We start from the raw sequence: 22,907 nt of genomic DNA on the forward strand, positions 1-22,907 counted from the left end.
TTATGCGCCCCCCGGTGAAAATCTCAACGCTGCGGAATTAACTGACAGTTGTTTAAGACAATACGGTCGTGTTTATAGACGGTGGCGCCGTCGCCTTTTGACCAGAAAACGTACACACCGTCGGTGTAACGCGCGCCCGAGGCGGAGAGCCCCTGTTGCAGGGTCAGTTGCTGGTTATCAAGCACGAAACTCGCCTGCTGGCGGGTCTGGTTAATCTTCACGGTTAGCGGCTTTTCATCGCACTGATAGGCGAGAGTATCGGTGTGCATGCGCTCGACGAACTGGTTGTAATAGCTGCATCCGGCGAGCAGTGCGGGCAGGCAGACGATAAGAATTTTTTTCATAGGATACTCCGGGACGCTCCAGGTCACGGAGAGCGAAGCGCCCTCCTTAAACCCGGTCAGTCTAGCGGCGTACCCCTGAAGTGGAATGCGGTTAACTCTGATTCTGCCGTGGGTTAGCCGGGAAGATAGCCCCCAGCACCGTTGGCGCGGCAGCACCGGTCACCGAGGGGAGATTGCCCGGCAAGCCAGCCAGCGTGCGCCAGGCCAGCCACGCAAAGGCGAGCGCTTCCATATCGTCGCCGCTGATCCCGGCATCATCGGTCGGTGCCACTTCAATACCCGGAAGCTGGCTTGCCAGACGCGCCATTAAAAGCGGGTTGCGGCTACCGCCACCGCACACCAGCAGCCGCTCGCAGCCACCGCTGAGTAACACCTGTTCGGAGATGGTGACCGCCGTCAGCTCCACCAGCGTCGCCTGTACATCGCAGGCGGCAAGCCCCGGATAGTGAACAAGATGACGCTCCAGCCAGGCGGCATTGAAATACTCCCGCCCGGTGCTCTTCGGTGCCGGTTCTGCAAAATAGGGATCGCTCAGCATTCTTTGCAGCAGCGGCAGGATCACTTTGCCTTCGCTCGCCCACTGTGCGTTCTCATCATAGGGTTTGCCCTGGTGACGCCAGATCCACGCATCAAGCAGCATATTGCCCGGCCCGGTGTCGAAACCTCTGACCGGCTGGCCTGGGATCAAGAGTGAGAGATTGGCGATACCGCCGATATTAAGCACCATACGCCGTTCAACCGGGTGCGCGAGCAGCGCGTGATGAAAAGCGGGCACCAGTGGCGCGCCCTGCCCGCCGAGCGCCATATCGCGACGGCGAAAATCACCGACTACGGTAACGCCAGTACGCGCGGCAATCTGGTTGTTATCGCCAATTTGCAGCGTGTGCGGCGCCACGCCCGTCGGTTCGTGCCAGACGGTCTGGCCGTGACAGCCTATCGCCACAATATCCTGGGCAATGAGCTGCTCTCTGTCCATCAGGGCTAATACCGCATCGGCAAAGAGTTTGCCGAGCTGCGTGTCGAGGCGGCCAAGCTGAGAGAGGGTCAGCTCCTGCCCCTGACAGATGTTGAGGATCCCCTCTTTAAGCGGCAGCGGAATGGGAAAGGTCAGGCTTGCCTGCTGCGCGACCATGGTGTCGTCGATGGCGGCCAGCACCACATCTACCCCGTCCAGACTGGTGCCCGACATCACCCCAATATAGCGACCTGATTTCATATCCCTTCCTTTCATGCATGGCAAAGAGGCTCCACTCCACCATAAAGCGTCCGTTTACGCCATCGACTGCAAACACTTTTTAACAATCCTCACCATTTTGCTTAAGTGTAAATGGCGCAAAGTACGCTTATAATCGCTTCGTTTAGATCGGGTTGATCGCGCTTTGTGTATCATTTTTTTCGGGAATTGGCTGAAGATTCGAGTGGCATTGCGAATATGCCATATAATTTAGCCATGACGGATGCTCGCAAGGGCGTTTCATGGTGAACAGGAGATTCATAAATGATGTTACGTGCACTGGCAGTTTCGCTGGTTGGTTTTACATTGGCTGGGTGTGTGAATAACGACTCGCTCTCCGGCGACGTCTACTCTGCATCCGAAGCCAAACAGGTGCAAAATGTCACTTACGGCACCGTGGTTAACGTTCGTCCGGTGCAGATTCAGGGCGGTGATGACAGCAATGTTATCGGCGCGCTGGGTGGTGCCGTACTGGGTGGTTTCCTGGGCAACACCATTGGCGGCGGCGCAGGTCGTTCGCTGGCAACCGCCGCAGGTGCAGTAGCCGGTGGCGTTGCGGGTCAATCCGCGCAGGGTGCGATGAACAAAACCCAGGGCGTGGAGCTGGAAATTCGTAAGGACGACGGCAACACCATTATGGTGGTGCAGAAACAGGGTAAAACCCAGTACGTTGCAGGTCAGCGCGTCGTAATGGCAAGCAACGGCCGCGAAATTACCGTTTCCCCGCGTTAATCATCAGCGTGTGCGGTCATGCTGATGGCCGCATAAGCCTGCCCTTAACGGGCATAAAAAAAGCCTTGCGATCGCAAGGCTTTTTGCTTTCAGTCTCGCGACTGGAGCTCGGTAATATTGTGCTCCAGCCGGGCGATCATCTTAATCAACATCTCAAGCTCCTCCGCAGAGAACCCGGATAAAATTTCACCCCGGGTCTTACGAATTACCGTCTCCATCTGATCGATGATAGGCGACGCTTTGTCAGTCAATTTAATGCGTTTTGCCCGCCGATCGCTGGCGCAAGTCTGGCGAGAAATAAGGCCCTTCTCTTCCAGTTGATCGAGCGTGCGCACCAGTGAAGGCTGCTCAATGCCGATCGCTTTTGCCAGTTGAATTTGCGACTGATCGGGCGGTAACTGATGAATATTGTGCAGCGTCACCCAGTGTGTCTGCGTTAATTCCAGAGGTTTTAGGCGATGGTCAATCAAAGCACGCCAAATGCGCACTAAGCGTGCCAGATCAGAACCTAATGGCGATTCCAATTTCATCTCCTTATAATTAGTTTGCTAAGTTATTATACTCATTTTAGAATAGTTTGCAGCATTTATATTTGTAAAACAAATATATTGCTCGCCTCGCCAGGGCTTGTGCCGCGCCGCTTTCCGCGCGCTGGCGCACTTATTTTAAACAGGACAGTGACGCGTGAAGTTAACCTCAAGTTCTCCCGATTTACCCTTCCAGGATCTTATCTTTGGCGCCTCGGTCTATTTTCCGCCGCTCTTCAAAGCCGTGATGCTGGGCTTTCTTATCTGGCTGATGGCGCACCGCCTGCTGCGCGACTGGATCTACGCGGGCGATATCTGGCATCCGATGCTGATGGATCTCTCCTTCTTTGTGATTGCGCTGAGCCTCGCGCTCGGTCTGTTGATGGTGTGGTAACGATGCGGCTTAACTCACTGAAGTATTTCTCAACGTTATTGGTCGTGGCGGTTGCGCTGGCCGCAGGCTGGTGGATGTGGAACGTCTATATGCAGTCGCCCTGGACGCGGGATGGCAAAGTGCGCGCCGAGCAGGTGAGCATCACGCCGCAGGTCTCCGGCACTATTCGCCAGCTGGCGGTGAAAGATAACCAGTACGTTCACGCAGGCGATGTGCTGTTTCTGCTTGACGATACCCCTTATCACATTGCGGTAGTGAATGCTGAAGGGCAGCTGGCGAAGGCGCAAACGGAGCTGGCAAAAGCTAATAACGAAGCCAACCGCCGCCGCCACCTTTCCCATAACTACATTTCGGCTGAAGATCTCGACACCGCCAATATTGGCGTGAAAGCGGCGCAGGCCGATGTTGCCGTCGCCACGGCGCAGCTTAACCAGGCGAAATGGCAGCTGGCGCAAACCCGCGTTACCGCGCCGGTCGATGGCTGGGTGACAAACCTCTCTGCGCGCACGGGCAACTACGCCACTGCCGGTCAGCCGGTGTTTGCGCTGGTCGACAGCCACTCATTTTATGTCGTCGGCTATTTCGAAGAGACCAAACTGCGCCATATTCGTGAAGGTGCCGCAGCGAAGATTGTACTCTACAGCAGCAATAAAACGTTACAGGGTCACGTAGCCAGCATTGGTCGCGCCATTTACGATCAGAGCGTGGAGGCCGACAGCGGGCTGGTGGCGGATATAAAACCGACTGTTCCGTGGGTGCGGCTGGCGCAGCGTGTGCCGGTACGCATTCAGTTTGACGCCCTGCCGCAGGATATGACGCTGGTGGCCGGCACCACCTGCACCGTGACCATCAGCGAGCAGCCGTGAGCAGGCTGGCGCGGCTGTGGCAAAACCTGCCGTGGGTCAAGGCCACCGGCGGCCAGTGGCGCTACGCGCTGCGTAACGGCATTGCTATGTGCCTGGCCCTGACGCTGGCCTATGCGCTCAATCTTGACGAGCCTTACTGGGCGATGACCTCTGCGGCAGTCGTCAGCTTTCCCACCGTCGGCGGCGTGATCAGCAAAAGCCTCGGGCGCATTGCCGGTAGCCTGCTTGGGGCGTGCGCCGCACTGATTATCGCCGGGCAAACCCTTAACGATCCGTGGCTTTTTCTGTTTGCCATGGCGGGCTGGATAGCCTTTTGCACCTGGGCCTGCGCCCAGTTCAGCAATAACGTCGCCTATGCTTTCCAGCTGGCGGGCTACACCGCTGCCATCATCGCGTTTGCGATGACCAATATCACCGAAATTACCGAGCTATGGGACATCGCCCAGGCGCGCGTCTGCGAGGTGATCCTCGGCATTCTGTGCGGCGGCCTGATGATGATGATCCTGCCTGGCACCGCCGATGGCCCGACGCTGCTCGCCGCGCTAAGAAGGATGCACGCCCGGCTGCTGGAGCACGCCAGCCTGCTCTGGCAGGCGGAAACAAACGACGCTATCCGCAACGCGCATGAGAGCCTGATTGGGCAGATCCTCACCACTAACCTGCTGCGCATTCAGGCCTTCTGGAGCCACTATCGCTTTCGCCGTCAAAACCGCGTGCTCACCTGGCTACTCCATCAGCAGTTGCGCATGACCAGCGTCATCTCCAGCCTGCGGCGAATGATGCTCAACTGGCCCGACGCGCCCGCCACGCTGCGCCCTCTGCTTGAGCAGCTGCTGGCAGAGCTGGCGCATCACGATGCCGATGCGCTAACGGTTGCACGCATTATTGCCCCGCTGGCACCGACGCCGCAGGCTGACTATCGCCATCACGCTTTCTGGCAGCAGCTGCGCTACTTCTGCCGTTTATACCTTGCCAGCAGCCGCTGGTTACGTCATCTGGAAAATGCCTCGCCGGTAAGCGAAGCGCTGCCACCGCGCAGCCCGGCGTTAATGCGCGATATCGATAATGCCGAAGCGTTGTGGAGCGGGCTGCGAACCTTTGTCGCGCTGATTATGGTTGGAGCGTGGAGCCTCAGCGCGCAGTGGGAGCATGGATCCGCCGCGCTGACGCTGGCGGCGATCAGCTGCGTGCTCTACTCCGTTTCGCCCGCGCCGTTCAACTCTTTAACCCTGCTGTTGCGCACGCTTGCCCTGCTGACGCTGTTTAGCTTTGTGGTGAAATTTGGCCTGATGGTGCAGATCAACGCGCTGGCGCTGTTTCTGCTGTTTCTCTTTCCGCTGCTTACCACCCTGCAATTGCTCAAGCTTCAGATGCCAAAGCGCGCCGGGCTGTGGGGGCAATTGATTGTCTTTATGGGATCGTTTATCGCGGTGAGCGACCCACCGGTGTTTGATTTTGCCGATTTTCTCAATGCCGATCTGGCAAAGATCCTCGGCGTGGCGCTGGCCTGGCTCGCCTTTGCGGTGCTGCGACCGGGATCGGATGCGCGTAAAAGCCGTCGCCATATTCGCGCCCTGCGCCGCCATTTTGTTGACCAACTGAGCCGCACGCCGAGGTTGCAGGAACACCAATATGAGTCGGTTGTTTATCACCACATCAGCCAGCTCAGTAACAGCCAGGATGCACAGGCGCGGCGCTGGTTATTGCGCTGGGGCGTGGTGCTGCTCAACTGTTCGCATGTGGTGTGGCAACTGCGCGGCTGGGAGACGCGTTCCGATCCGTTAAGCCGGGTGCGCGATCGCGCCATTGGTCTGCTGCGGGATGTGATGAGCGAGCGCGGCGTGCAGCAACGATCGCTCAACGCCACGCTCACAGAGTTAGATCGGATTTGCGCGGCGCTGGGCCAGCATCACCAGCCCGCCGCGCGGGAACTTGCCTCGCTAATCTGGCGTCTCTACTGCGCGCTTGCCCAGCTGGAAAACGCGCCCGCGCCAGGCACCATCAGCGAGCCGGTTACTTAATTACGCCGCAGGCATAACGCGCCCCGCCACCGCCGAGCGGTTTTGGCTGATCGGACATGTTATCGCCACCGACGTGGATCATCAGCGCCTTGCCTTTCACCTCGTCCAGCTTTTTCAGGCGCGGCGCGACGACGGCATCGGTAGCTTTACCGTCATTATTGACCACCAGCACCGGCAGGTCGCCTAAATGGCCTTCCCCTTCGGGTCCTGCATGTTTGCCTGTTTTATGGGGATCGAGGTGGCCGCCCGCGGCTTCAGCAGCAGAGGGCTTGCCCTCTTTCATCGCTGGCTCGCAGCTCCCGTTAGCATGCACATGGAAACCGTGCTCGCCGGGCGGTAGCGCGTTGAGGTCGGGCGCAAACTCCAGCCCTTTATCGGTTTCGCTGATCTTGACGCTACCGACGGACTGCCCGACGCCCTGCGCGGTGACGAGGTTCATCTGCACTTCTTCACTGGCGGCCTGCGCACCCGCACAGGTGAGCAGAGCCAGCATTGCCAGACTAAAACGCTTCATGTGACCTCCGTTGGATTGTTTTCGCTCTGTAAGTGTAGGCCAGAGCGGCACTTTTCACCGGGAGGTCATAGCGTTAGCTTACGGCACGTCGTAGCCGAGCGCCGCTTTACGGATGCGGAACCACTGCTGGCGGGACATCTGAAGATTCAGCGCGCCAAGGGATGAACGCACGCGCTCAATTTTGCCGGAGCCGATAATCGGCAGCGGCGCAGAGGGTAAACGCAGCACCCAGGCGTAAATCACCTGCTCAATGTTTTCGGCGTTCAGCTCCGTTGCCACCCGGTGCAGCTCATCGCGCAGCGGCTGGCAGTCGGCATCGCTGAAGATGCGCCCGCCGCCCAGGCAGGACCACGCCATCGGGCGAATGCGCAACTGCTGAAGCTGATCGAGCGTGCCATCAAGCAGCAGCGGCTGGTGCACAGGCGAGATCTCCACCTGATTGGTGACCAGCGTAAACGGCAGCCGTGATTGCAGCAGGGAGAATTGCGCAGGCGTAAAGTTAGAGACGCCGAAGTGGCGCACTTTACCGCTCTGATGCAGCTGTAAAAAGGCTTCGGCGACTTCATCGGCATCCATCAGCGGATCCGGGCGATGGATCAACAGCAGATCGAGATAGTCGGTCGCCAGGTTGACCAGCGACTGCTCGGCGCTGTGAATAATATGGTCGCGCTCGGTGATGTAGTGACCGAGCGCGTGTTCCGGCTTCGCGGTGGTGGCGATGCCACATTTAGTGACCATCTCCATGCGCGCGCGCAGATGCGGGGCAAGCTTGAGGGCTTCGCCGAAGGCGGCTTCACACTGATAGCCGCCATAGATATCGGCATGATCGACGGTAGTGACACCAAGATCGAGATGAGCTTCAATAAAACTGACCAGCTGGCGCGGCGTGAAATTCCACTCCATCAGACGCCAGTAACCCATCACAAAACGTGAGAACTCAGGACCTTGCGGCGCAAGGGCAATACGCTGAACCATCATGATTTCCTCGAAGGTAATTTGCCCCGAGTATACCCATTTTTGCCCTTAAAACAGCGAAGGTTGATCAGGTTCTTCCGGGGGTTGGTCACGCATTGCGCGCAATTTACGCTGCCAGCGCTGGCGGCAGAGGCGCAGCACCTCCTGCTTTTGCGCATCGCTCATCGCTTGCCAGTTAAAGCGCTCATCGCGGCTGCGCATACAGCCACGGCAAAAGCCGCGCTCATCTGTCTGACAGATGCCGCGACACGGACTCTGGACCGGGAAAAACTCCAGTTGTTCAGGCAATGGACGCTCCATAGATGCAGGCTTTCTCTACATTCAAGACCGCGGTGAGATATTGCGCAACTGTTAAAAACGCATTGTTCGCCAATTGCCATCACAAAGTTCGCCCGCTAGAGTGTGTCGATGCGCAAGAATTCTGAACACGATACACGCGAACACTTACTGGCCACCGGCGAGCAGCTCTGTATGCATCGCGGCTTTACCGGCATGGGGTTGAGCGAATTACTGAAAACGGCGGAAGTGCCGAAAGGCTCCTTCTACCACTACTTTCGCTCGAAAGAGGCGTTTGGCGTGGCGCTGCTTGAGCGCTACTACGCCGGTTACCACCAGCGGCTGGCAAACCATTTTTCCAGCGGCCCGGGCACGGCGCGCGACAGATTGCTGGCCTATTATCAGGAGACGCTGAATCAGTTTTGCCAGCAGGGCCATATCAGCGGCTGCCTGACGGTGAAGCTTTCGGCGGAAGTGTGCGATCTCTCGGAAGATATGCGCACGGCGATGGACAGCGGTGCGCGGGGGATTATCGCCCTGCTGGCACAGGCGCTGGAGCAGGGACGCGAGGAGAAGAGCCTCGCCTTTGCAGGCGAAGCGCGCTCCCAGGCACAGGTGTTATATGCCCTGTGGCTCGGCGCAAATCTGCAGGCGAAAATTTCGCGCAGTGCCGTGCCGCTGGAAAGCGCGCTGGCGCATGCGCAGCAGATCATTACCCGGCCTGAATAACATCAGGCTTTTTATTTCACTTTTTACTAGTCGACCGGTCTATTCAGGAGTTGTTTATGTCCAGTAAATTATTTACGCCGTTGAAAGTCGGTGCCATTACCGTACCGAACCGCGTGTTGATGGCGCCCCTGACGCGCCTGCGCAGCATTGAGCCGGGCGATGTCCCAACACCGCTGATGGCGGAGTACTACCGCCAGCGTGCCAGCGCCGGGCTTATCATCAGTGAAGCGACGCAAATCTCCGCGCAGGCCAAAGGTTATGCGGGCGCGCCGGGTCTGCACAGCGACGAGCAGATCGCCGCCTGGAGAAAGATCACCGATGCAGTGCATGCCGATGATGGCCGTATTGCGGTTCAGCTGTGGCACACCGGCCGTATCTCTCACAGCAGCTTACAGCCGGGCGGTGCCGCACCGGTTGCGCCGTCTGCCATCAGCGCGGGTACCCGTACCTCGCTGCGTGATGAAAACGGCAACGCCACCCGTGAAGATACCTCCATGCCGCGCGCGCTGGAGACCGATGAGATCCCGGGCATCGTTAATGATTTCCGCCAGGCCGTTGCCAACGCGCGCGAAGCCGGTTTCGATCTGGTTGAGCTGCACTCTGCCCACGGCTACCTGCTGCACCAGTTCCTCTCTCCTTCTGCTAACCAGCGTACCGACCAGTATGGCGGCAGCGTTGAAAACCGCGCGCGCCTTGTGCTGGAAGTGATTGACGCCGTGTGTGAAGAGTGGAGCGCCGATCGCATCGGTATTCGCGTCTCGCCAATCGGCTCTTTCCAGAACACCGACAATGGCCCGAACGAAGAAGCGGACGCGCTCTACCTGATTGAAGAGCTGGGTAAACGCGGTATTGCTTACCTGCACATGTCCGAGCCGGACTGGGCGGGCGGTGAGCCCTACAGCGAAACGTTCCGTGAAAAAGTGCGTGCGCGCTTCCATGGCCCGATTATCGGTGCTGGCGCATACAGCGTGGAAAAAGCGGAAGACCTGATCAACAAGGGGCTGATTGATGCCGTGGCGTTTGGCCGCGCCTATATCGCCAACCCGGATCTGGTAAAACGCCTGCAGCTGAAAGCGGAACTCAACCCGCAGCGCCCGGAAAGCTTCTATGGCGGCGGCGCGGAAGGTTACACCGACTACCCTTCTCTCTGAGAAGCGGATTGAGATTTGATAGCGGCCCGGATCGGCCGCTATACTAAAACCGTGTTTCGAACCGGAACGTTAACGCATTCATAAAAGAGGATATTATGCGCTTACTTCACACCATGCTGCGCGTCGGCGACCTGCAACGCTCAATCAATTTCTACACCAACGTGCTGGGCATGAAACTGCTGCGCACCAGCGAAAACCCGGAGTACAAATATTCGCTGGCTTTTGTCGGTTACGGTGATGAGAGCGAAGAAGCGGTGATTGAGCTGACCTACAACTGGGGTGTCGACAGCTATGAGCTGGGCACGGCGTATGGTCATATCGCGCTGAGCGTGGAAAACGCGGCGGAGTCCTGCGAAGCGATTCGCAAAAACGGCGGCAACGTCACCCGTGAAGCTGGCCCGGTTAAAGGCGGCACCACGGTTATCGCCTTCGTTGAAGATCCGGACGGTTACAAAATCGAACTGATTGAAGAGAAAGATGCCGGACGCGGTCTGGGTCACTGATCCCCCCGGGCGCGCAATGCGCCCGCTGTTTTACATCTTTCCGTAAAATTTGCCATAATGCGCTGCCCTTTTTTCCTATCAAGAGATCCTGATGTCCGATAATGCTCAACTGACTGCTCTGTGCGACCGTTTTCGCGGTTTTTACCCTGTGGTAATCGATGTTGAAACCGCCGGGTTTAACGCCAAAACCGACGCCCTGCTGGAGGTCGCCGCCGTTACGTTAAAAATGGATGAGCAAGGCTGGCTGATGCCTGACAGCACCCTGCACTTTCACGTTGAGCCATTCGAAGGAGCTAATCTGCAGCCGGAAGCGCTGGCGTTTAATGGGATCGACCCGACCAACCCGCTGCGCGGCGCGGTAAGCGAATACGACGCCCTGCATGCCATTTTCAAACTGGTACGCAAAGGGATGAAAGACCAGAACTGCAACCGGGCGATCATGGTGGCGCATAACGCGACCTTCGATCACAGCTTTATGATGGCTGCCGCCGAGCGTTCGGCGATGAAACGCAATCCGTTTCACCCCTTCGTGACCTTCGATACTGCCTCATTGAGCGGGCTGGCGCTGGGTCAAACCGTACTCTCTAAAGCCTGTGCGGCCGCTGGCATCGCTTTTGACGCCACGCAGGCACACTCCGCGTTGTATGACACGGAGCAGACCGCACAACTGTTTTGTGAAATCGTCAACCGCTGGAAGCGCCTTGGCGGCTGGCCGTTGCCGACGCCAGAAGTCGATTCAGAAGCCTGAAAAAACCGGTCAACAGACCGGTTTTTTATTAAAAGTGGTAGACCAGCCCGGCGGTGGTGAGCAGCGCGGAGTGCTCTATCCCGGCGCTATCCTTGAAAGAGGCGCGCGCATAGGTCCCCTCCCTGGAGAAGGTGGCGGTATTGGTCCCTTTTTTGTTTAACGTGCGATCCCAGGTGCTTTCCAGATAGAGCTTTGCCTGCTGCGTGACGTAATAGCCGACGCTAGCCGAAAGGGAAAAGTTCTGCTGCTGCCGGGTAGTATCGCTGAAGGTGATGCTGCGCAAGTAGTGCTGGTCTGTCGCCTGCGCGCTTACCCAGCGGCTATATTTCAGGCTGGTTCCTGCTTCAACATTGCCATAGCGATAACGACCGGTAAGGCCAACATAGGGTACGTTGAAGCGCTGTGAATATCCGAGAACTTTCACATCATCGAAACGGCCAACCTTTGCGCCATTATTACGGCTGAAGGTGCCGCCGTGCGCTGAGAAGCTGGTACGGCTTTGCCGGTAGCCGCCCATCACGCCAAGCCGCCAGTCAGGCTGATGAATGAGCCATCCGGTCAGATTGAGATCCCACTGGTTAGCGAAATTGAGCCACGTATTAGGGTGAGAGCTATGGTCGGTCCATCGGGATTGCGACGCCTGCTGCCAGTCATAATCATCCATCTTGCTGCCACTGTGCGCGACAGTTGTCCAGCCGGACGCACCGAAAGTGAGCCATGACTGCAACGGCCACTCGATAGAGCCCCGCACCACGACAGCGTGACGATAGCGCCAGTCAAGCTCGCTGATTTTGCGTCCGCCCTCATCGGTATCATAGACCCGCTCCTTCGCCGTTCCGCTTAGGGTGCCCAGTGAGATACTGGTCATCACATTCTCCTTGCTTGCCAGCGGTTGCTGCGCCGTGGCTGAAAAAGCAAAGAGAAGCGTCATCAACGCAATCATCTTGTCTATTGTTTTCATCATTCATCCTGAATTGAGGCAATCCTGTTCACAGCTGGTCATCAGAAAAAGCATGCCTGGGTTTATCAAAATTCTTAAAATAGGATAATTAACAAACAGTTACGTGCAAAATTTGCACAGTAATACCCAATAATTTAGCTTAAGTCAACGCACCGTGAGCAGGTGACAGGCAATAAAAAAGGGCTCATGTCGAAACATGAGCCCTTTCAAGGCGGAGCCGATAACGCCGGGTTATTCGGCGTCCGGTACGCCTTTATATTTCGCTGCGGCCTCTTTGATCAGCGGCTGCAATTCACCGCGCTGATACATCTCGATAATGATATCGCAGCCGCCAACCAGCTCACCCTCAACCCACAGCTGCGGGAAGGTTGGCCAGTTTGCATATTTTGGCAGTTCGGCACGGATATCCGGGTTTTGCAGGATATCCACATAGGCAAAACGCTCGCCGCATGCAGAGAGCGCCTGAACGGCCTGGGCGGAGAAACCGCAGCTTGGCAGTTTCGGCGAGCCTTTCATGTACAGCAGAATCGGGTTCTCAGCGATCTGGCGCTGAATTTTCTCAAGAGTCTCACTCATTGTCTTTGCTTCCTTCAACTTCTTCTACGGCAGAGATCGAACATTGTAGCGGGTCAGGCTTGCTTCGGAAAATAACATTTTATTCACCGCGCGAATTTACGCTGTTACAGGCACGATAAGGTAAGCGTGACTTAAGCCAACCCGGCGCGGCTCAGGCGGCGAAAAAACCGTTTTTAGCGAAACGTTTTGCTCGTTTTTGCGCGCTTGTTAACGAAACGACGTTACAGATGCAAAAACAGTATTAACGTTTGGGCTTTTTATAGATTAGAATCGACGAGTTTTTTAAATCATACGCAAGCATAATAAGATGCCTGCCCTAACAGGGGAATGCTCAGTGGCGCGGATACCAAAAGCTTCAATCACGCTCTGTGCTTTGTTGTTCACCACATTGTCTTTCACGCCATTAGCGAGCGCTTCTGAACAAGCGCCAGCCTCGGCCGTGCAAAAAACACATCTGGCGAAAGCATCCGAACGTAAGAAAAAAAACAGTTCTACAAAAACAACAAAGAAAAGCAGTGGCACTCTAGCAGAAAAAGTCAGCAGTAAAAAAACCGCAAAAACCAAAACGTCGACCAAATCGATAAAAAAGAAAAACAGCGCTACCCCGCAGAAAACCGCTAAAACTCCCTCGCGTCGTAAAGCATCCAGCTCACTGAAAACTGCAACCGTTAGCTGGACTGAGAAGTGTACGCCGCGCAAAGGCCACAAGCCGCACTGTATTAAAGTGAAAAGCAGCCAGGCCGGCACGCTGGCTGACGTGCATAAACTGCGCGTGCAAAAAGTGCAAAAAACCGCGATGTCGAAGCTGATGAACCAGCTCGGCAAACCCTACCACTGGGGCGGTTCCTCGCCGAAAACCGGTTTTGATTGCAGCGGGCTGGTCTATTACGCCTATAAAGATCTGGTGAAATTCCGTATTCCGCGTACCGCCAATGAGATGTATCACCTGCGTGATGCCTCGCCGGTTAACCTGCGCGAACTGGAGAGCGGCGATCTGGTCTTCTTCCGCACCCAGGGTCGCGGCACCGCCGATCACGTTGGCGTCTATGTCGGCAACGGCAAATTTATCCAGTCACCACGAAGCGGCCAGGATATTCAGGTCACTTCATTAAGCGAAGATTACTGGCAGCGCCACTATGTTGGTGCGCGCCGCGTAGTGACACCGAAAACCATTCGCTAACTCCCTCTCCCACCTGCCGCTTGCGCGGCAGGTGTTACTTCGCCTTACTCCGCTGCCGCACAGACGCGCGACGCTGAATTACGCCCGGAGAAGAGCACCAGCAGCAGCCCCAGCCCGGCAATAATCGCTCCCATCACCGGAACAAAACTGTAGCCGAGACCGCCGGAAATCACCGCCCCACCTGCCGCCGCGCCAAGGGCATTACCCAGGTTAAATGCGCCAATATTGACCGATGACGACAGCCCCGGTGCTTCATGGGCAACACGCATTACGCGCATCTGCAACGGCGGCACCACCGCGAAGGTTGCCGCGCCCCACACCACCATTGCGATCGCCGCACCAATCTCACTGCGCGCCAGCAGCGGGATCGCCAGCATGATAACAATCAGCAGCAGTAAAAAGCCTTTCAGGGTGCCGGTTACCGAGCGGTCCGCCAGTTTTCCACCCAAAAAGTTACCAATCGAGAAACCAACGCCAATCAGTACCAGCATGGCGGTGACAAACACCGGCGTGGCGTCCGTCAACGTGCGCAACACCGGCGAGATGTAGGTATAGAGGGTAAACATTGCGCCAGCACCGAGCACGGTAGTCAGCAGCGCCGTCAGCACCTGCGGGCGCATCAGTACCGCGAGCTCGTTGCGCACGTTGGGTCGTGCGCCCGCGCCGCCTTTCGGTAATGAGAAGAAGAGCGAGACCATGGAGATCACTCCAAGCCCGGCAGTTGCCATAAAGGACATGCGCCAGCCGATAGTCTCCCCAAGCCAGGTGGCGGCAGGCACACCGCCAATATTGGCGATAGTCAGCCCCATAAACATCGTCGCCACCGCACTGGCCTGCTTCTCTTTCGCGACAACGCTTGCGGCTACCACCGAGCCAAGGCCGAAGAACGCGCCGTGGTTAAGGCTGGTGATGATACGGGCGATCATCAGGGTGGCGTAATCGGGCGCAATGGCAGAGAGCACATTGCCAACGGTGAAGATCGCCATTAAGAAAATCAGCGCGTTACGACGGCCGCGATGGGAAAGCAGCAGCGTCATCAGCGGCGCGCCCACCATCACGCCGATGGCATAGGCGCTAATCAGCATCCCCGCCGCCGGAATCGATACCCCAACACCCTGCGCAATCACCGGCAGTAATCCCATCGGGGAGAACTCAGTGGTACCAATCCCAAAGGCGCCTATCGCCAGCGCAAGCAGGGGGAAATTTATTTTCATCTTTTGACTCCGAAATGGACATGCCGACCCTCTAGCGGGTCGCGAAAGGCAAAAGTATGACAGGTGTCACAAAAAACAGAAGTGAGCGTACGGAGAAAAGTTTATTGCGCAACGGGTAACAATAGGGACGCAAGAACCGAGGGAGAGGGCTCTCCCTCGCATCAGATCAATGCAGTGCAGCGGTCAGCGCGCCGAAAACAATCAGGCTCAGAACGATGACGGTGGTGAAGAGTGAATACTTAAGATCGGTGCTCATCAATTTTTCTCCATTTAATTTCCCCACAAAAAGTGAGCTTACGCATTTTTGCACAAATTATGGGAAAAATCTTGCGTGATTTGCCAGCAGAACCGTTTTAATACTTCCCCTTTTGCTCAAGATCAGACAAAATTCGACGCTAAATTTATTAGCGTACCGGCCATTGACTCCCCTCCTGACGTCCAGTGTCGTTTTCCCGGCGTACCGCACTCACTTTGATGAGTTCAGGGTGTTTAAAGGCAAACGTTTACCTACCGAATTATCAGGAGCTTACGATATGGTCTGGAGTAATATCTGATGGCAACGATTAAAGATGTCGCGAAACGAGCAAACGTTTCCACTACAACCGTATCACATGTAATTAACAAAACCCGTTTCGTCGCCGAAGAGACGCGCAACGCTGTCTGGGCGGCGATCAAAGAGCTGCACTATTCGCCAAGCGCCGTTGCGCGCAGCCTGAAAGTGAATCACACCAAATCGATTGGTCTGCTGGCGACCAGCAGTGAAGCGGCCTACTTCGCCGAGATCATCGAAGCGGTTGAGAAGAAGTGTTTCCAGAAGGGTTACACCCTGATCCTCGGCAACGCCTGGAACAGCCAGGAGAAGCAGCGCGCCTATCTGTCGATGATGGCGCAAAAGCGTGTCGATGGCCTGCTGGTGATGTGCTCTGAGTACCCGGAAACCGTGCTCACCATGCTTGAGGAGTATCGCCATATTCCGATGGTGGTGATGGACTGGGGCGAATCGAAGGCGGACTTCACCGATTCGGTGATCGATAACGCCTTCCAGGGCGGCTATATGGCCGGTCGTTACCTGATCGAGCGCGGCCATCGCGACATCGGCGTGATCCCGGGTCCGCTGGAGCGCAACACCGGCGCAGGTCGTCTGGCCGGTTTTATGAAGGCGATGAACGAAGCGATGATCAACGTGCCGGAAAACTGGATTGTGCAGGGCGACTTTGAGCCGGAGTCCGGCTACCGCGCCATGCAGCAGATCCTCGGCCAGTCCTCACGCCCCACTGCAGTCTTCTGCGGCGGCGACATTATGGCGATGGGCGCACTCTGCGCCGCCGATGAGATGGGTCTGCGCGTGCCGCAGGACATCTCCGTTATCGGCTATGACAACGTGCGCAACTCGCGCTTCTTCACCCCGGCGTTGACGACGATTCATCAGCCGAAAGACTCACTGGGCGAAACGGCATTCACCATGCTGCTCGATCGCATTGTGAATAAGCGCGAACAGTCGCAGTCGATTGAGGTACATCCGCGCCTGGTTGAGCGCCGCTCGGTGGCCGATGGCCCCTTCCGCGATTACCGCCGTTAATCCCTTTGCGCGGGAGCCTTACTCCGGCTCCCGCAGCCACTCCTTATTCAACGTTTCACTATCGCCCAGGTAATCGAGCAGCCAGTTCAGCGCAGGCGACGCCTCGTTTTGTTGCCATGTCAGGCAGCAGGCGGCATCCGGAAACGGGTTTTCCAGTTCAAGCGCCACCCAGTCACCGCTATCGAGCCACGGTCGGGCAAAATGGGCTGGCACCATCCCCACGCAGAGCCCCGCCGACAGGCACGCTTCCGACGAGGCCCAGTCGGGCACCATCACCCTTTTTTGGTTATCCAGCAGCCAGGTAATGCGCTTCGGCAACGAGCGGGAGGTATCCTCCTGAATCAGCGACGGCCAGTTGCGCAACGTCTCATCACTTAGCGGACCGTTGAGTTGTGCCAGCGGATGCTGACGTGAGACGACACACTTCCAGCTCAAAGTGCCCATATCACGAAAAGCATAACGTCCACCGACCGGAATGGCCTGCGTGGCGCCGATCGCCAGTTCAACCCGACCATCGGCGAGCGCATCCCACACACCGTTGAACACTTCCTGGTAGACCACCAGTTCGACATCGCTGAAGTGACGATAGAAATCGACAATCATCTGCCGGGTGCGGGCGGGTTTCACAATGTTATCGACGGCAATCGGCAACTGGCCGCGCCAGCCGTTGGCAATCTGCTGACACTGCTGGCGGGTGATCAGCATTTTTTTGATAACAGACCGCCCCTCCTTTAAAAACCAGACCCCGGCGGGGGTTAATTCCACATCACGGTGGCGGCGCACAAACAGCGGCACCGCCAGCCACTCCTCCAGCTGACGCACGGTGTAGCTCACCGCAGAGGGCACGCGGTGCAACTCCTGCGCTGCGCCGCTAAAGCTGCCGTTACGCGCCACGGCATCCACCACTTCAAGGGAGTATTCTGACCACATATTCTGCCTGCAAAATTTTTGAAACCAATGTGCAAATATTAGCGTTTCACAACCAGGAAAGCACTCCTTACACTTCCCCACCCTGATTACCTGCAATTAAAGAGAAATGAGAATGCAACCTGGCAAAGGATTTTTAGTCTGGCTCGCGGGCTTAAGCGTGCTGGGCTTTTTAGCCACCGACATGTACCTGCCCGCTTTCAGCGCGATTCAGCAAGATTTAAACACCTCTCCCGCCGTGATCAGCGCCTCGCTGAGTTTGTTCCTGGCCGGGTTCGCGGTGGCGCAGCTGCTGTGGGGGCCGCTGTCGGATCGCTATGGTCGCAAACCGATTCTGCTGATTGGTCTCTCTATTTTCGCCCTGGGCTGCCTTGGCACCCTCTGGGTGCGCGATGCCACCTGGCTGCTGGTGCTGCGTTTTGTGCAGGCTGTCGGCGTCTGTGCCGCTACCGTTAGCTGGCAGGCGCTGGTGACGGATCACTACCCGGCGCACCGTGTTAACCGCATTTTCGCCACCATTATGCCGCTGGTCGGCTTAACCCCGGCGCTGGCCCCGCTGCTCGGTGCCTGGTTGCTGGCGCATATTGAATGGCAGGCGATTTTCGCTACCCTGCTGGCGATCACCGTGGTGCTGATGATCCCGGTTTTCCGCCTCAAATCGCCGGTAAAAGAGGTGGCGCATGACCAGCAGGCACTCACCTTCCTCGATCTGCTGCGCGCCCGCGATTATCGCGGCAATGTGATGATCTACGCCGCCTGCTCTGCCAGCTTCTTCGCCTGGCTTACCGGCTCGCCGTTTATCCTGCATGAGATGGGCTATGGCCCGTCGGTAATTGGCCTGAGCTATGTGCCACAAACCTTCGCCTTCCTGATTGGTGGTTACGGCTGCCGCGCAGCGCTGCAAAAATGGCAGGGTTCGCGCATGTTGCCGTGGTTACTGAGCGGCTTCGCTCTGAGCGTGCTGGCGACCTGGGCAGTCGGCTTCATTCCCGGCGTCTCGCTGACCGCGCTGCTGATCCCCTTCTGCCTGATGGCGATGGCAAATGGCGCTATCTACCCTATCGTGGTGGCGCGGGCGCTACGTCCCTTCCCGCAGGCGACGGGCCGCGCGGCAGCATTGCAGAATACCCTGCAACTGGGGCTCTGCTTCTTCGCAAGCCTCGTTGTTTCGTGGCTGATCATTACCCCGCTGCTGACCACCACCAGCGTGATGCTCGCCATGGTGCTGCTCGCGGCACTCGGTTATGGCATTCAGCATCGCGCAGGCGAAGAGCAGGATGAAGTGCGTGAGCCCTCCTCCGCGCGCGGGTAGTTGCTGACGGGACTGTCGCTAATGGCGTAATTAGCCTGCTATTAGCGACAAGTTGAATCACCTGATATTGAGGCCTATACTGATTCTCGGCTATCTCATAAATACGATAAATATTATGCAGTAACGGGCACCGGAGCGTGCTCGTTTCCCCAAGGAGGGCCTTTTCTGGCAAGGGTCTCTCCCTTCCTCTGTTCTACGTCTGATATCAGCCTTACGGTGCAAACCGTGAGATTTCTCACAAATTCTGCCAGCGTCTACGCTTGTAGAGTTCTGATCACTATTCGTGATGGAGAAGGTATGAGTTCATCGTGTATAGAAGAAGTGAGCGTGCGGGATGACAACTGGTTCCGCATAGCAAACGAACTGCTGGGTCGCGCAGGTATTCGTATCAACGGTCCCGCACCCGCAGATATTCAGGTGAAAAATCCTGATTTTTTCAAACGCGTTTTACAGGACGGATCGCTCGGACTCGGCGAAAGTTATATGGACGGCTGGTGGGAGTGCGAGCGGCTCGACATATTCTTCACCCAGGTACTGCGCGCTGGCCTTGAAAAACAGCTTCCGCACCATCTCAAAGATACGCTGCGCATCGCCGCGGCCCGGCTCTTCAACCTGCAAAGTAAAAAGCGGGCGTGGATTGTCGGCAAAGAGCACTACGACCTCGGCAACGATCTCTTTACCCGCATGCTCGACCCGGCGATGCAGTACTCCTGTGGCTACTGGAAAGAGGCGACCACCCTTGCCGAGGCGCAGCAGGCAAAATTGCGGCTTATCTGCGAAAAATTACAGTTAACCCCCGGTATGCGCGTGCTCGATATCGGCTGCGGCTGGGGCGGGCTGGCGCAGTTTATGGCACAGCACTATGGCGTTCGCGTGGTCGGCGTCACCATCTCCGCAGAGCAGCAGAAAATGGCGCAACAGCGCTGCGCCGGGCTGGATGTGGAGATTCTGTTGCAGGATTACCGCGATTTGCGCGATCAGTTTGACCGCATCGTCTCCGTCGGTATGTTTGAACACGTCGGGCCGAAAAACTACGCCACCTACTTTGATGTGGTCGACAAAAACCTGAAGCCGGACGGCCTCTTTTTACTCCACACCATCGGCTCCAGACAGACCGATAACAATGTTGATCCGTGGATCAACCGCTATATCTTCCCGAACGGCTGTCTGCCCTCGGTGCGCCACATCGCTACCGCCAGTGAGCCGCACTTTGTGATGGAGGACTGGCACAACTTCGGCGCCGATTATGACCGCACGCTAATGGCCTGGTATGGGCGCTTTCTCGCCGCGTGGCCGGAGATTGCCGACAACTACTCCGAGCGGTTTAAACGCATGTTCAGTTACTATCTGAACGCCTGCGCCGGGGCCTTTCGCGCCCGCGATATTCAGCTCTGGCAGGTGGTGTTTAGCCGCGGCGTCGAGAAAGGTCTGCGCGTCGCGCGTTAGCGCTGCGTTTGAGCAACAAAAAAGCCGCAACGGCTACGCTGCGGCTTTTTGCTGTTTGTGGCGTCTGGTCACTCGACGACATTCACCACAACAGCAGCCTCTTTGGCCGCCAGTACGCGCTCAACGGTATCGACAACGGCCTGAGTTTGCGGATCGATCTCAATATTGACGCGCTGGCCCAGTTTTTTGCCACTCAGGGTGGTGCGCTGCAGCGTTTCCGGGATCAGATGCACGCAAAAACGCGTGGCGGTCACTTCGCCGACCGTCAGGCTGATACCGTCGATGCCAATAAATCCTTTATAAAGGATGTATTTCATCAGCGTCGGATCCTGCACTTTAAACCAGATCTGACGGTTATTTTCCGAGGCGAGGATTTTGACGATTTCAGCGGTCGACATAATATGACCCGACATTAAATGCCCGCCAATCTCATCGCTGAATTTCGCCGCGCGCTCAACGTTAACGATATCCCCAACTTCGAGTTCGCCAAGGTTGGTAATACGCAGCGTCTCTTTCATCAAATCAAAGCTGATATGGCTACCGTTAATCTCGGTGACGGTCAGGCAGCAGCCGTTATGCGCAATGGACGCCCCGGTTTCAATTCCGTCCAGCATCGTTTCAGGCAGCTCAACAACGTGGGTGCGAAAATTCGGTTTTTCGTCAATCGACACCACTTTTGCCGTGCCCTGTACAATACCCGTAAACATAATCATCACTCCTGTTTCATTCTTACGGCATTACCGTGTGCTTCACGCACAATAACAGGTGAAAAATCCCCTTGCCAGCCTGAAGCCCGCTTTGCGGCGAAAGATAATTTTGATTTATGGATAACGTGGCAAAAAGGGGCGTTAACAGGTACTATTTGAGCAGATGTCGCACTTATCGCAGTGCGGCATTTTTTGTCGCACAAGGATATAACTCCTTTCTCTTAAGTATTTCCATTCTCTCTTATAACAACAATATATAGGTGTTCGCGTGCAGAAGTATGTAACAGAGGCGCGTCAATTACTGGCACTTGCCCTGCCGGTGATTTTTGCGCAGGTTGCCCAGACGGCGATGGGCTTCGTCGATACCGTGATGGCCGGGGGCTATAGCGCCACGGATATGGCTGCGGTCGCTATCGGTACCTCTATCTGGTTCCCCGCTATTCTGTTTGGTCACGGCCTGCTGCTGGCAATGACGCCGGTGATTGCGCAGCTGAATGGTTCCGGGCGTCGCGATCGCATCGCGCATCAGGTGAGCCAGGGGTTCTGGCTGGCGGGTGCCGTATCGGTGCTGATTATGATTGTGCTGTGGAACGCCGGTCATATTATTCGCGCCATGCATAACATCGACCCGCTGATGGCCGATAAAGCGGTCCACTTTTTACGCGCGCTGATGTGGGGCGCACCGGGGTACCTCTTCTTCCAGGTGTTGCGCAACCAGTGCGAAGGGCTGGCGCGCACCAAACCCGGTATGGTGATGGGCTTTCTCGGCCTGCTGGTCAATATTCCGGTTAACTACGCTTTTATCTATGGCCGTTTCGGTATGCCGGAGCTGGGCGGCGTCGGCTGCGGCGTGGCGACCGCGTCGGTCTACTGGGTGATGTTTATCTTTATGCGCCTCTACGTGAAACACGCCGGTGCGATGCGCGACATCAAACACGAGGCCCGCTTCGCACGACCCGATATGGCGGTGTTGAAACGACTGGCCCAGCTCGGCTTACCGATTGCGCTGGCGCTCTTCTTCGAAGTGACCCTGTTTGCCGTCGTCGCGCTGCTGGTCTCGCCTCTCGGCATTGTCGATGTTGCCGGACACCAGATTGCGCTTAACTTCAGCTCGCTGATGTTCGTGTTGCCGATGTCGCTGGCAGCGGCGGTCACCATTCGCGTCGGCTTCCGCCTCGGTCAGGGCTCGACGATTGATGCCAAAACCTCGGCGCGTACCGGGTTGATGGTCGGCGTCTGTATGGCGGCCATTACCGCGGTGTTTACGGTGCTGATGCGCGAGCAAATCGCCCTGCTCTATAACGACAACCCGGAAGTGGTGGCGCTGGCATCGCATCTGATGATGCTGGCGGCAATCTATCAGATCTCTGATTCGATTCAGGTGATCGGTAGCGGCATCTTGCGCGGGTATAAAGATACGCGCTCGATCTTCTTTATTACCTTTATCGCCTACTGGGTGCTGGGGCTGCCGACCGGCTACATTCTGGCGCTGACGGATCTGCTGGTTGCACCAATGGGACCAGCAGGCTTCTGGATGGGCTTTATTATTGGCCTGACCTCGGCGGCGGTAATGATGATGCTGCGCATGCGCCATTTGCAGCGTCAGCCTTCGAGCCGTATTTTGCAGCGCGCGGCACGCTAAACCGCTGTAGCCGTCTGCGGGCGGCTACTTTCAGCGCGTTTTGCTCAGTTGTTCCGCAATCGAGTGAATTCAGTAAGAAATCTGCCATTTTCCGCTTGCCACATCTGCGGGCTGCCGCTAATATTCGTCCCCGTTGTCAACCACAACATTGCGTTCATAGCTCAGTTGGTTAGAGCACCACCTTGACATGGTGGGGGTCGTTGGTTCGAGTCCAATTGAACGCACCATCCTTCTTCAGTGCGTCCGTAGCTCAGTTGGTTAGAGCACCACCTTGACATGGTGGGGGTCGGTGGTTCGAGTCCACTCGGACGCACCATTCGTTGTTACTCTCTGTTTTATCCCCTTTATT

The 22,907-nt window shown here is 56.7% G+C and carries 25 protein-coding genes and 2 tRNA genes; 15 read left to right on the forward strand and 12 right to left on the reverse strand.

Translation table 11 applies throughout. The features are described from left to right. Positions 1 to 23: 23 nt before the first annotated feature. Both mliC and anmK read right to left on the reverse strand, forming a co-directional pair. Entirely contained in the window at positions 24 to 344 is a 321-nt protein-coding gene (gene mliC, locus ABIC80_RS07030; protein ID WP_076769771.1) for a C-type lysozyme inhibitor, read from the reverse strand. A gap of 91 nt (positions 345 to 435) precedes the next feature. Continuing rightward, positions 436 to 1,560 (reverse strand): anhydro-N-acetylmuramic acid kinase, encoded by a 1,125-nt coding sequence (gene anmK, locus ABIC80_RS07035; RefSeq protein WP_288878122.1) that lies wholly within the window; start codon positions 1,558 to 1,560, stop codon positions 436 to 438. Between the two features lie 282 nt (positions 1,561 to 1,842). On the opposite strand from anmK, the gene slyB reads away from it, so the two are divergent. Further along, on the forward strand, positions 1,843 to 2,310 hold the full coding sequence (gene slyB / locus ABIC80_RS07040; protein WP_023481629.1) for an outer membrane lipoprotein SlyB: 468 nt from the start codon (positions 1,843 to 1,845) through the stop codon (positions 2,308 to 2,310). 89 nt (positions 2,311 to 2,399) lie between these two features. On the opposite strand, the gene slyA is transcribed toward slyB, so the two are convergent. Then, positions 2,400 to 2,840, reverse strand: a complete 441-nt coding sequence (slyA, locus tag ABIC80_RS07045) for a transcriptional regulator SlyA (RefSeq protein ID WP_054802850.1) — start codon at positions 2,838 to 2,840, stop codon at positions 2,400 to 2,402. A gap of 154 nt (positions 2,841 to 2,994) precedes the next feature. On the opposite strand from slyA, the gene ABIC80_RS07050 reads away from it, so the two are divergent. Genes ABIC80_RS07050 through ABIC80_RS07060 form a run of 3 tightly spaced genes read left to right on the forward strand, consistent with a single transcriptional unit; the run spans position 2,995 to position 6,118 of the window. Beyond that, complete coding sequence (locus ABIC80_RS07050; protein ID WP_429176227.1) at positions 2,995 to 3,231, forward strand: DUF1656 domain-containing protein; 237 nt, start codon at positions 2,995 to 2,997, stop codon at positions 3,229 to 3,231. Between the two features lie 2 nt (positions 3,232 to 3,233). Next, positions 3,234 to 4,097: an efflux RND transporter periplasmic adaptor subunit gene (locus tag ABIC80_RS07055; RefSeq protein ID WP_305205869.1), complete on the forward strand. Its 864-nt coding sequence runs from the start codon at positions 3,234 to 3,236 to the stop codon at positions 4,095 to 4,097. Continuing rightward, complete coding sequence (locus ABIC80_RS07060; protein ID WP_429176230.1) at positions 4,094 to 6,118, forward strand: FUSC family protein; 2,025 nt, start codon at positions 4,094 to 4,096, stop codon at positions 6,116 to 6,118. The genes ABIC80_RS07055 and ABIC80_RS07060 overlap by 4 nt, the downstream gene beginning before the upstream one ends. Here the strand turns inward: ABIC80_RS07060 and sodC are convergent. The 3 genes from sodC to ABIC80_RS07075 all read right to left on the reverse strand — a co-directional run bounded on the left by sodC (position 6,111) and on the right by ABIC80_RS07075 (position 7,907). Further along, positions 6,111 to 6,632, reverse strand: a complete 522-nt coding sequence (gene sodC / locus ABIC80_RS07065; protein ID WP_429176233.1) for a superoxide dismutase [Cu-Zn] SodC — start codon at positions 6,630 to 6,632, stop codon at positions 6,111 to 6,113. The genes ABIC80_RS07060 and sodC overlap by 8 nt on opposite strands. A 78-nt stretch (positions 6,633 to 6,710) precedes the next feature. Further along, positions 6,711 to 7,607, reverse strand: coding sequence for an aldo/keto reductase (locus tag ABIC80_RS07070; RefSeq protein WP_429176503.1), 897 nt, complete (start codon positions 7,605 to 7,607; stop codon positions 6,711 to 6,713). A 48-nt stretch (positions 7,608 to 7,655) separates the two neighbouring features. Beyond that, on the reverse strand, positions 7,656 to 7,907 hold the full coding sequence (locus tag ABIC80_RS07075) for a DUF1289 domain-containing protein (RefSeq protein ID WP_187802308.1): 252 nt from the start codon (positions 7,905 to 7,907) through the stop codon (positions 7,656 to 7,658). A gap of 108 nt (positions 7,908 to 8,015) precedes the next feature. Here ABIC80_RS07075 and ABIC80_RS07080 point away from each other — a divergent pair, with 108 nt between their 5' ends. The 4 genes from ABIC80_RS07080 (at position 8,016) to rnt (ending at position 11,014) form a co-directional block, all read left to right on the forward strand. Continuing rightward, positions 8,016 to 8,612 carry a TetR/AcrR family transcriptional regulator gene (locus ABIC80_RS07080; RefSeq protein ID WP_042718753.1) on the forward strand — a complete coding sequence of 199 codons (597 nt, stop codon included), beginning with the start codon at positions 8,016 to 8,018 and terminating at the stop codon, positions 8,610 to 8,612. 56 nt (positions 8,613 to 8,668) lie between these two features. Continuing rightward, positions 8,669 to 9,763, forward strand: coding sequence for an alkene reductase (locus tag ABIC80_RS07085; RefSeq protein ID WP_429176236.1), 1,095 nt, complete (start codon positions 8,669 to 8,671; stop codon positions 9,761 to 9,763). 95 nt (positions 9,764 to 9,858) lie between these two features. Continuing rightward, entirely contained in the window at positions 9,859 to 10,266 is a 408-nt protein-coding gene (gloA, locus tag ABIC80_RS07090) for a lactoylglutathione lyase (protein ID WP_023481879.1), read from the forward strand. A gap of 91 nt (positions 10,267 to 10,357) precedes the next feature. After that, on the forward strand, positions 10,358 to 11,014 hold the full coding sequence (gene rnt, locus ABIC80_RS07095; RefSeq protein ID WP_094420013.1) for a ribonuclease T: 657 nt from the start codon (positions 10,358 to 10,360) through the stop codon (positions 11,012 to 11,014). Positions 11,015 to 11,042: 28 nt separating this feature from the next. Here rnt and ABIC80_RS07100 read toward each other — a convergent pair whose 3' ends face one another. Beyond that, a complete protein-coding gene (locus ABIC80_RS07100) occupies positions 11,043 to 11,978 on the reverse strand; it encodes an omptin family outer membrane protease (RefSeq protein WP_429176238.1) in 936 nt (311 codons plus the stop codon). A 228-nt stretch (positions 11,979 to 12,206) separates the two neighbouring features. Then, a complete protein-coding gene (locus tag ABIC80_RS07105; protein WP_023481856.1) occupies positions 12,207 to 12,551 on the reverse strand; it encodes a Grx4 family monothiol glutaredoxin in 345 nt (114 codons plus the stop codon). 334 nt (positions 12,552 to 12,885) lie between these two features. Between ABIC80_RS07105 and ABIC80_RS07110 the strand changes: the two genes are divergently transcribed. Then, the gene (locus tag ABIC80_RS07110; RefSeq protein ID WP_429176240.1) at positions 12,886 to 13,731 is read left to right on the forward strand and encodes a C40 family peptidase; all 846 of its coding nucleotides are present in this window, start codon (positions 12,886 to 12,888) and stop codon (positions 13,729 to 13,731) included. 44 nt (positions 13,732 to 13,775) lie between these two features. Here the strand turns inward: ABIC80_RS07110 and ABIC80_RS07115 are convergent, their stop codons facing one another. Both ABIC80_RS07115 and ABIC80_RS07120 read right to left on the reverse strand, forming a co-directional pair. Then, the gene (locus ABIC80_RS07115) at positions 13,776 to 14,945 is read right to left on the reverse strand and encodes an MFS transporter (protein WP_200133117.1); all 1,170 of its coding nucleotides are present in this window, start codon (positions 14,943 to 14,945) and stop codon (positions 13,776 to 13,778) included. Positions 14,946 to 15,111: 166 nt separating this feature from the next. After that, positions 15,112 to 15,201 carry a YnhF family membrane protein gene (locus ABIC80_RS07120; RefSeq protein WP_094192965.1) on the reverse strand — a complete coding sequence of 30 codons (90 nt, stop codon included), beginning with the start codon at positions 15,199 to 15,201 and terminating at the stop codon, positions 15,112 to 15,114. Between the two features lie 297 nt (positions 15,202 to 15,498). Here ABIC80_RS07120 and purR point away from each other — a divergent pair, with 297 nt between their 5' ends. After that, positions 15,499 to 16,524, forward strand: coding sequence for an HTH-type transcriptional repressor PurR (purR, locus tag ABIC80_RS07125; RefSeq protein ID WP_023481848.1), 1,026 nt, complete (start codon positions 15,499 to 15,501; stop codon positions 16,522 to 16,524). A gap of 18 nt (positions 16,525 to 16,542) precedes the next feature. On the opposite strand, the gene punR is transcribed toward purR, so the two are convergent. Then, complete coding sequence (gene punR / locus ABIC80_RS07130) at positions 16,543 to 17,454, reverse strand: DNA-binding transcriptional activator PunR (RefSeq protein ID WP_124968462.1); 912 nt, start codon at positions 17,452 to 17,454, stop codon at positions 16,543 to 16,545. A 112-nt stretch (positions 17,455 to 17,566) separates the two neighbouring features. Between punR and punC the strand changes: the two genes are divergently transcribed. Both punC and cfa read left to right on the forward strand, forming a co-directional pair. Next, entirely contained in the window at positions 17,567 to 18,763 is a 1,197-nt protein-coding gene (gene punC, locus ABIC80_RS07135) for a purine nucleoside transporter PunC (protein WP_242388502.1), read from the forward strand. Positions 18,764 to 19,060: 297 nt separating this feature from the next. Beyond that, positions 19,061 to 20,209, forward strand: a complete 1,149-nt coding sequence (gene cfa / locus ABIC80_RS07140; protein WP_076769765.1) for a cyclopropane fatty acyl phospholipid synthase — start codon at positions 19,061 to 19,063, stop codon at positions 20,207 to 20,209. Positions 20,210 to 20,277: 68 nt separating this feature from the next. Here the strand turns inward: cfa and ABIC80_RS07145 are convergent, their stop codons facing one another. Continuing rightward, positions 20,278 to 20,916: a riboflavin synthase subunit alpha gene (locus tag ABIC80_RS07145; RefSeq protein ID WP_094422856.1), complete on the reverse strand. Its 639-nt coding sequence runs from the start codon at positions 20,914 to 20,916 to the stop codon at positions 20,278 to 20,280. A gap of 268 nt (positions 20,917 to 21,184) precedes the next feature. Here ABIC80_RS07145 and mdtK point away from each other — a divergent pair, with 268 nt between their 5' ends. The 3 genes from mdtK (at position 21,185) to ABIC80_RS07160 (ending at position 22,874) form a co-directional block, all read left to right on the forward strand. After that, positions 21,185 to 22,558 (forward strand): MdtK family multidrug efflux MATE transporter, encoded by a 1,374-nt coding sequence (gene mdtK, locus ABIC80_RS07150; RefSeq protein ID WP_094420019.1) that lies wholly within the window; start codon positions 21,185 to 21,187, stop codon positions 22,556 to 22,558. A 150-nt stretch (positions 22,559 to 22,708) separates the two neighbouring features. Beyond that, positions 22,709 to 22,785: transfer RNA gene (locus tag ABIC80_RS07155), tRNA-Val, on the forward strand. A gap of 12 nt (positions 22,786 to 22,797) precedes the next feature. Beyond that, positions 22,798 to 22,874 (forward strand) — tRNA-Val (locus ABIC80_RS07160). Positions 22,875 to 22,907: the final 33 nt, after the last annotated feature.

The organism is Kosakonia sp. 1610, from assembly GCF_050435845.1.
In the GTDB taxonomy this organism is placed as follows: domain Bacteria; phylum Pseudomonadota; class Gammaproteobacteria; order Enterobacterales; family Enterobacteriaceae; genus Kosakonia; species Kosakonia cowanii.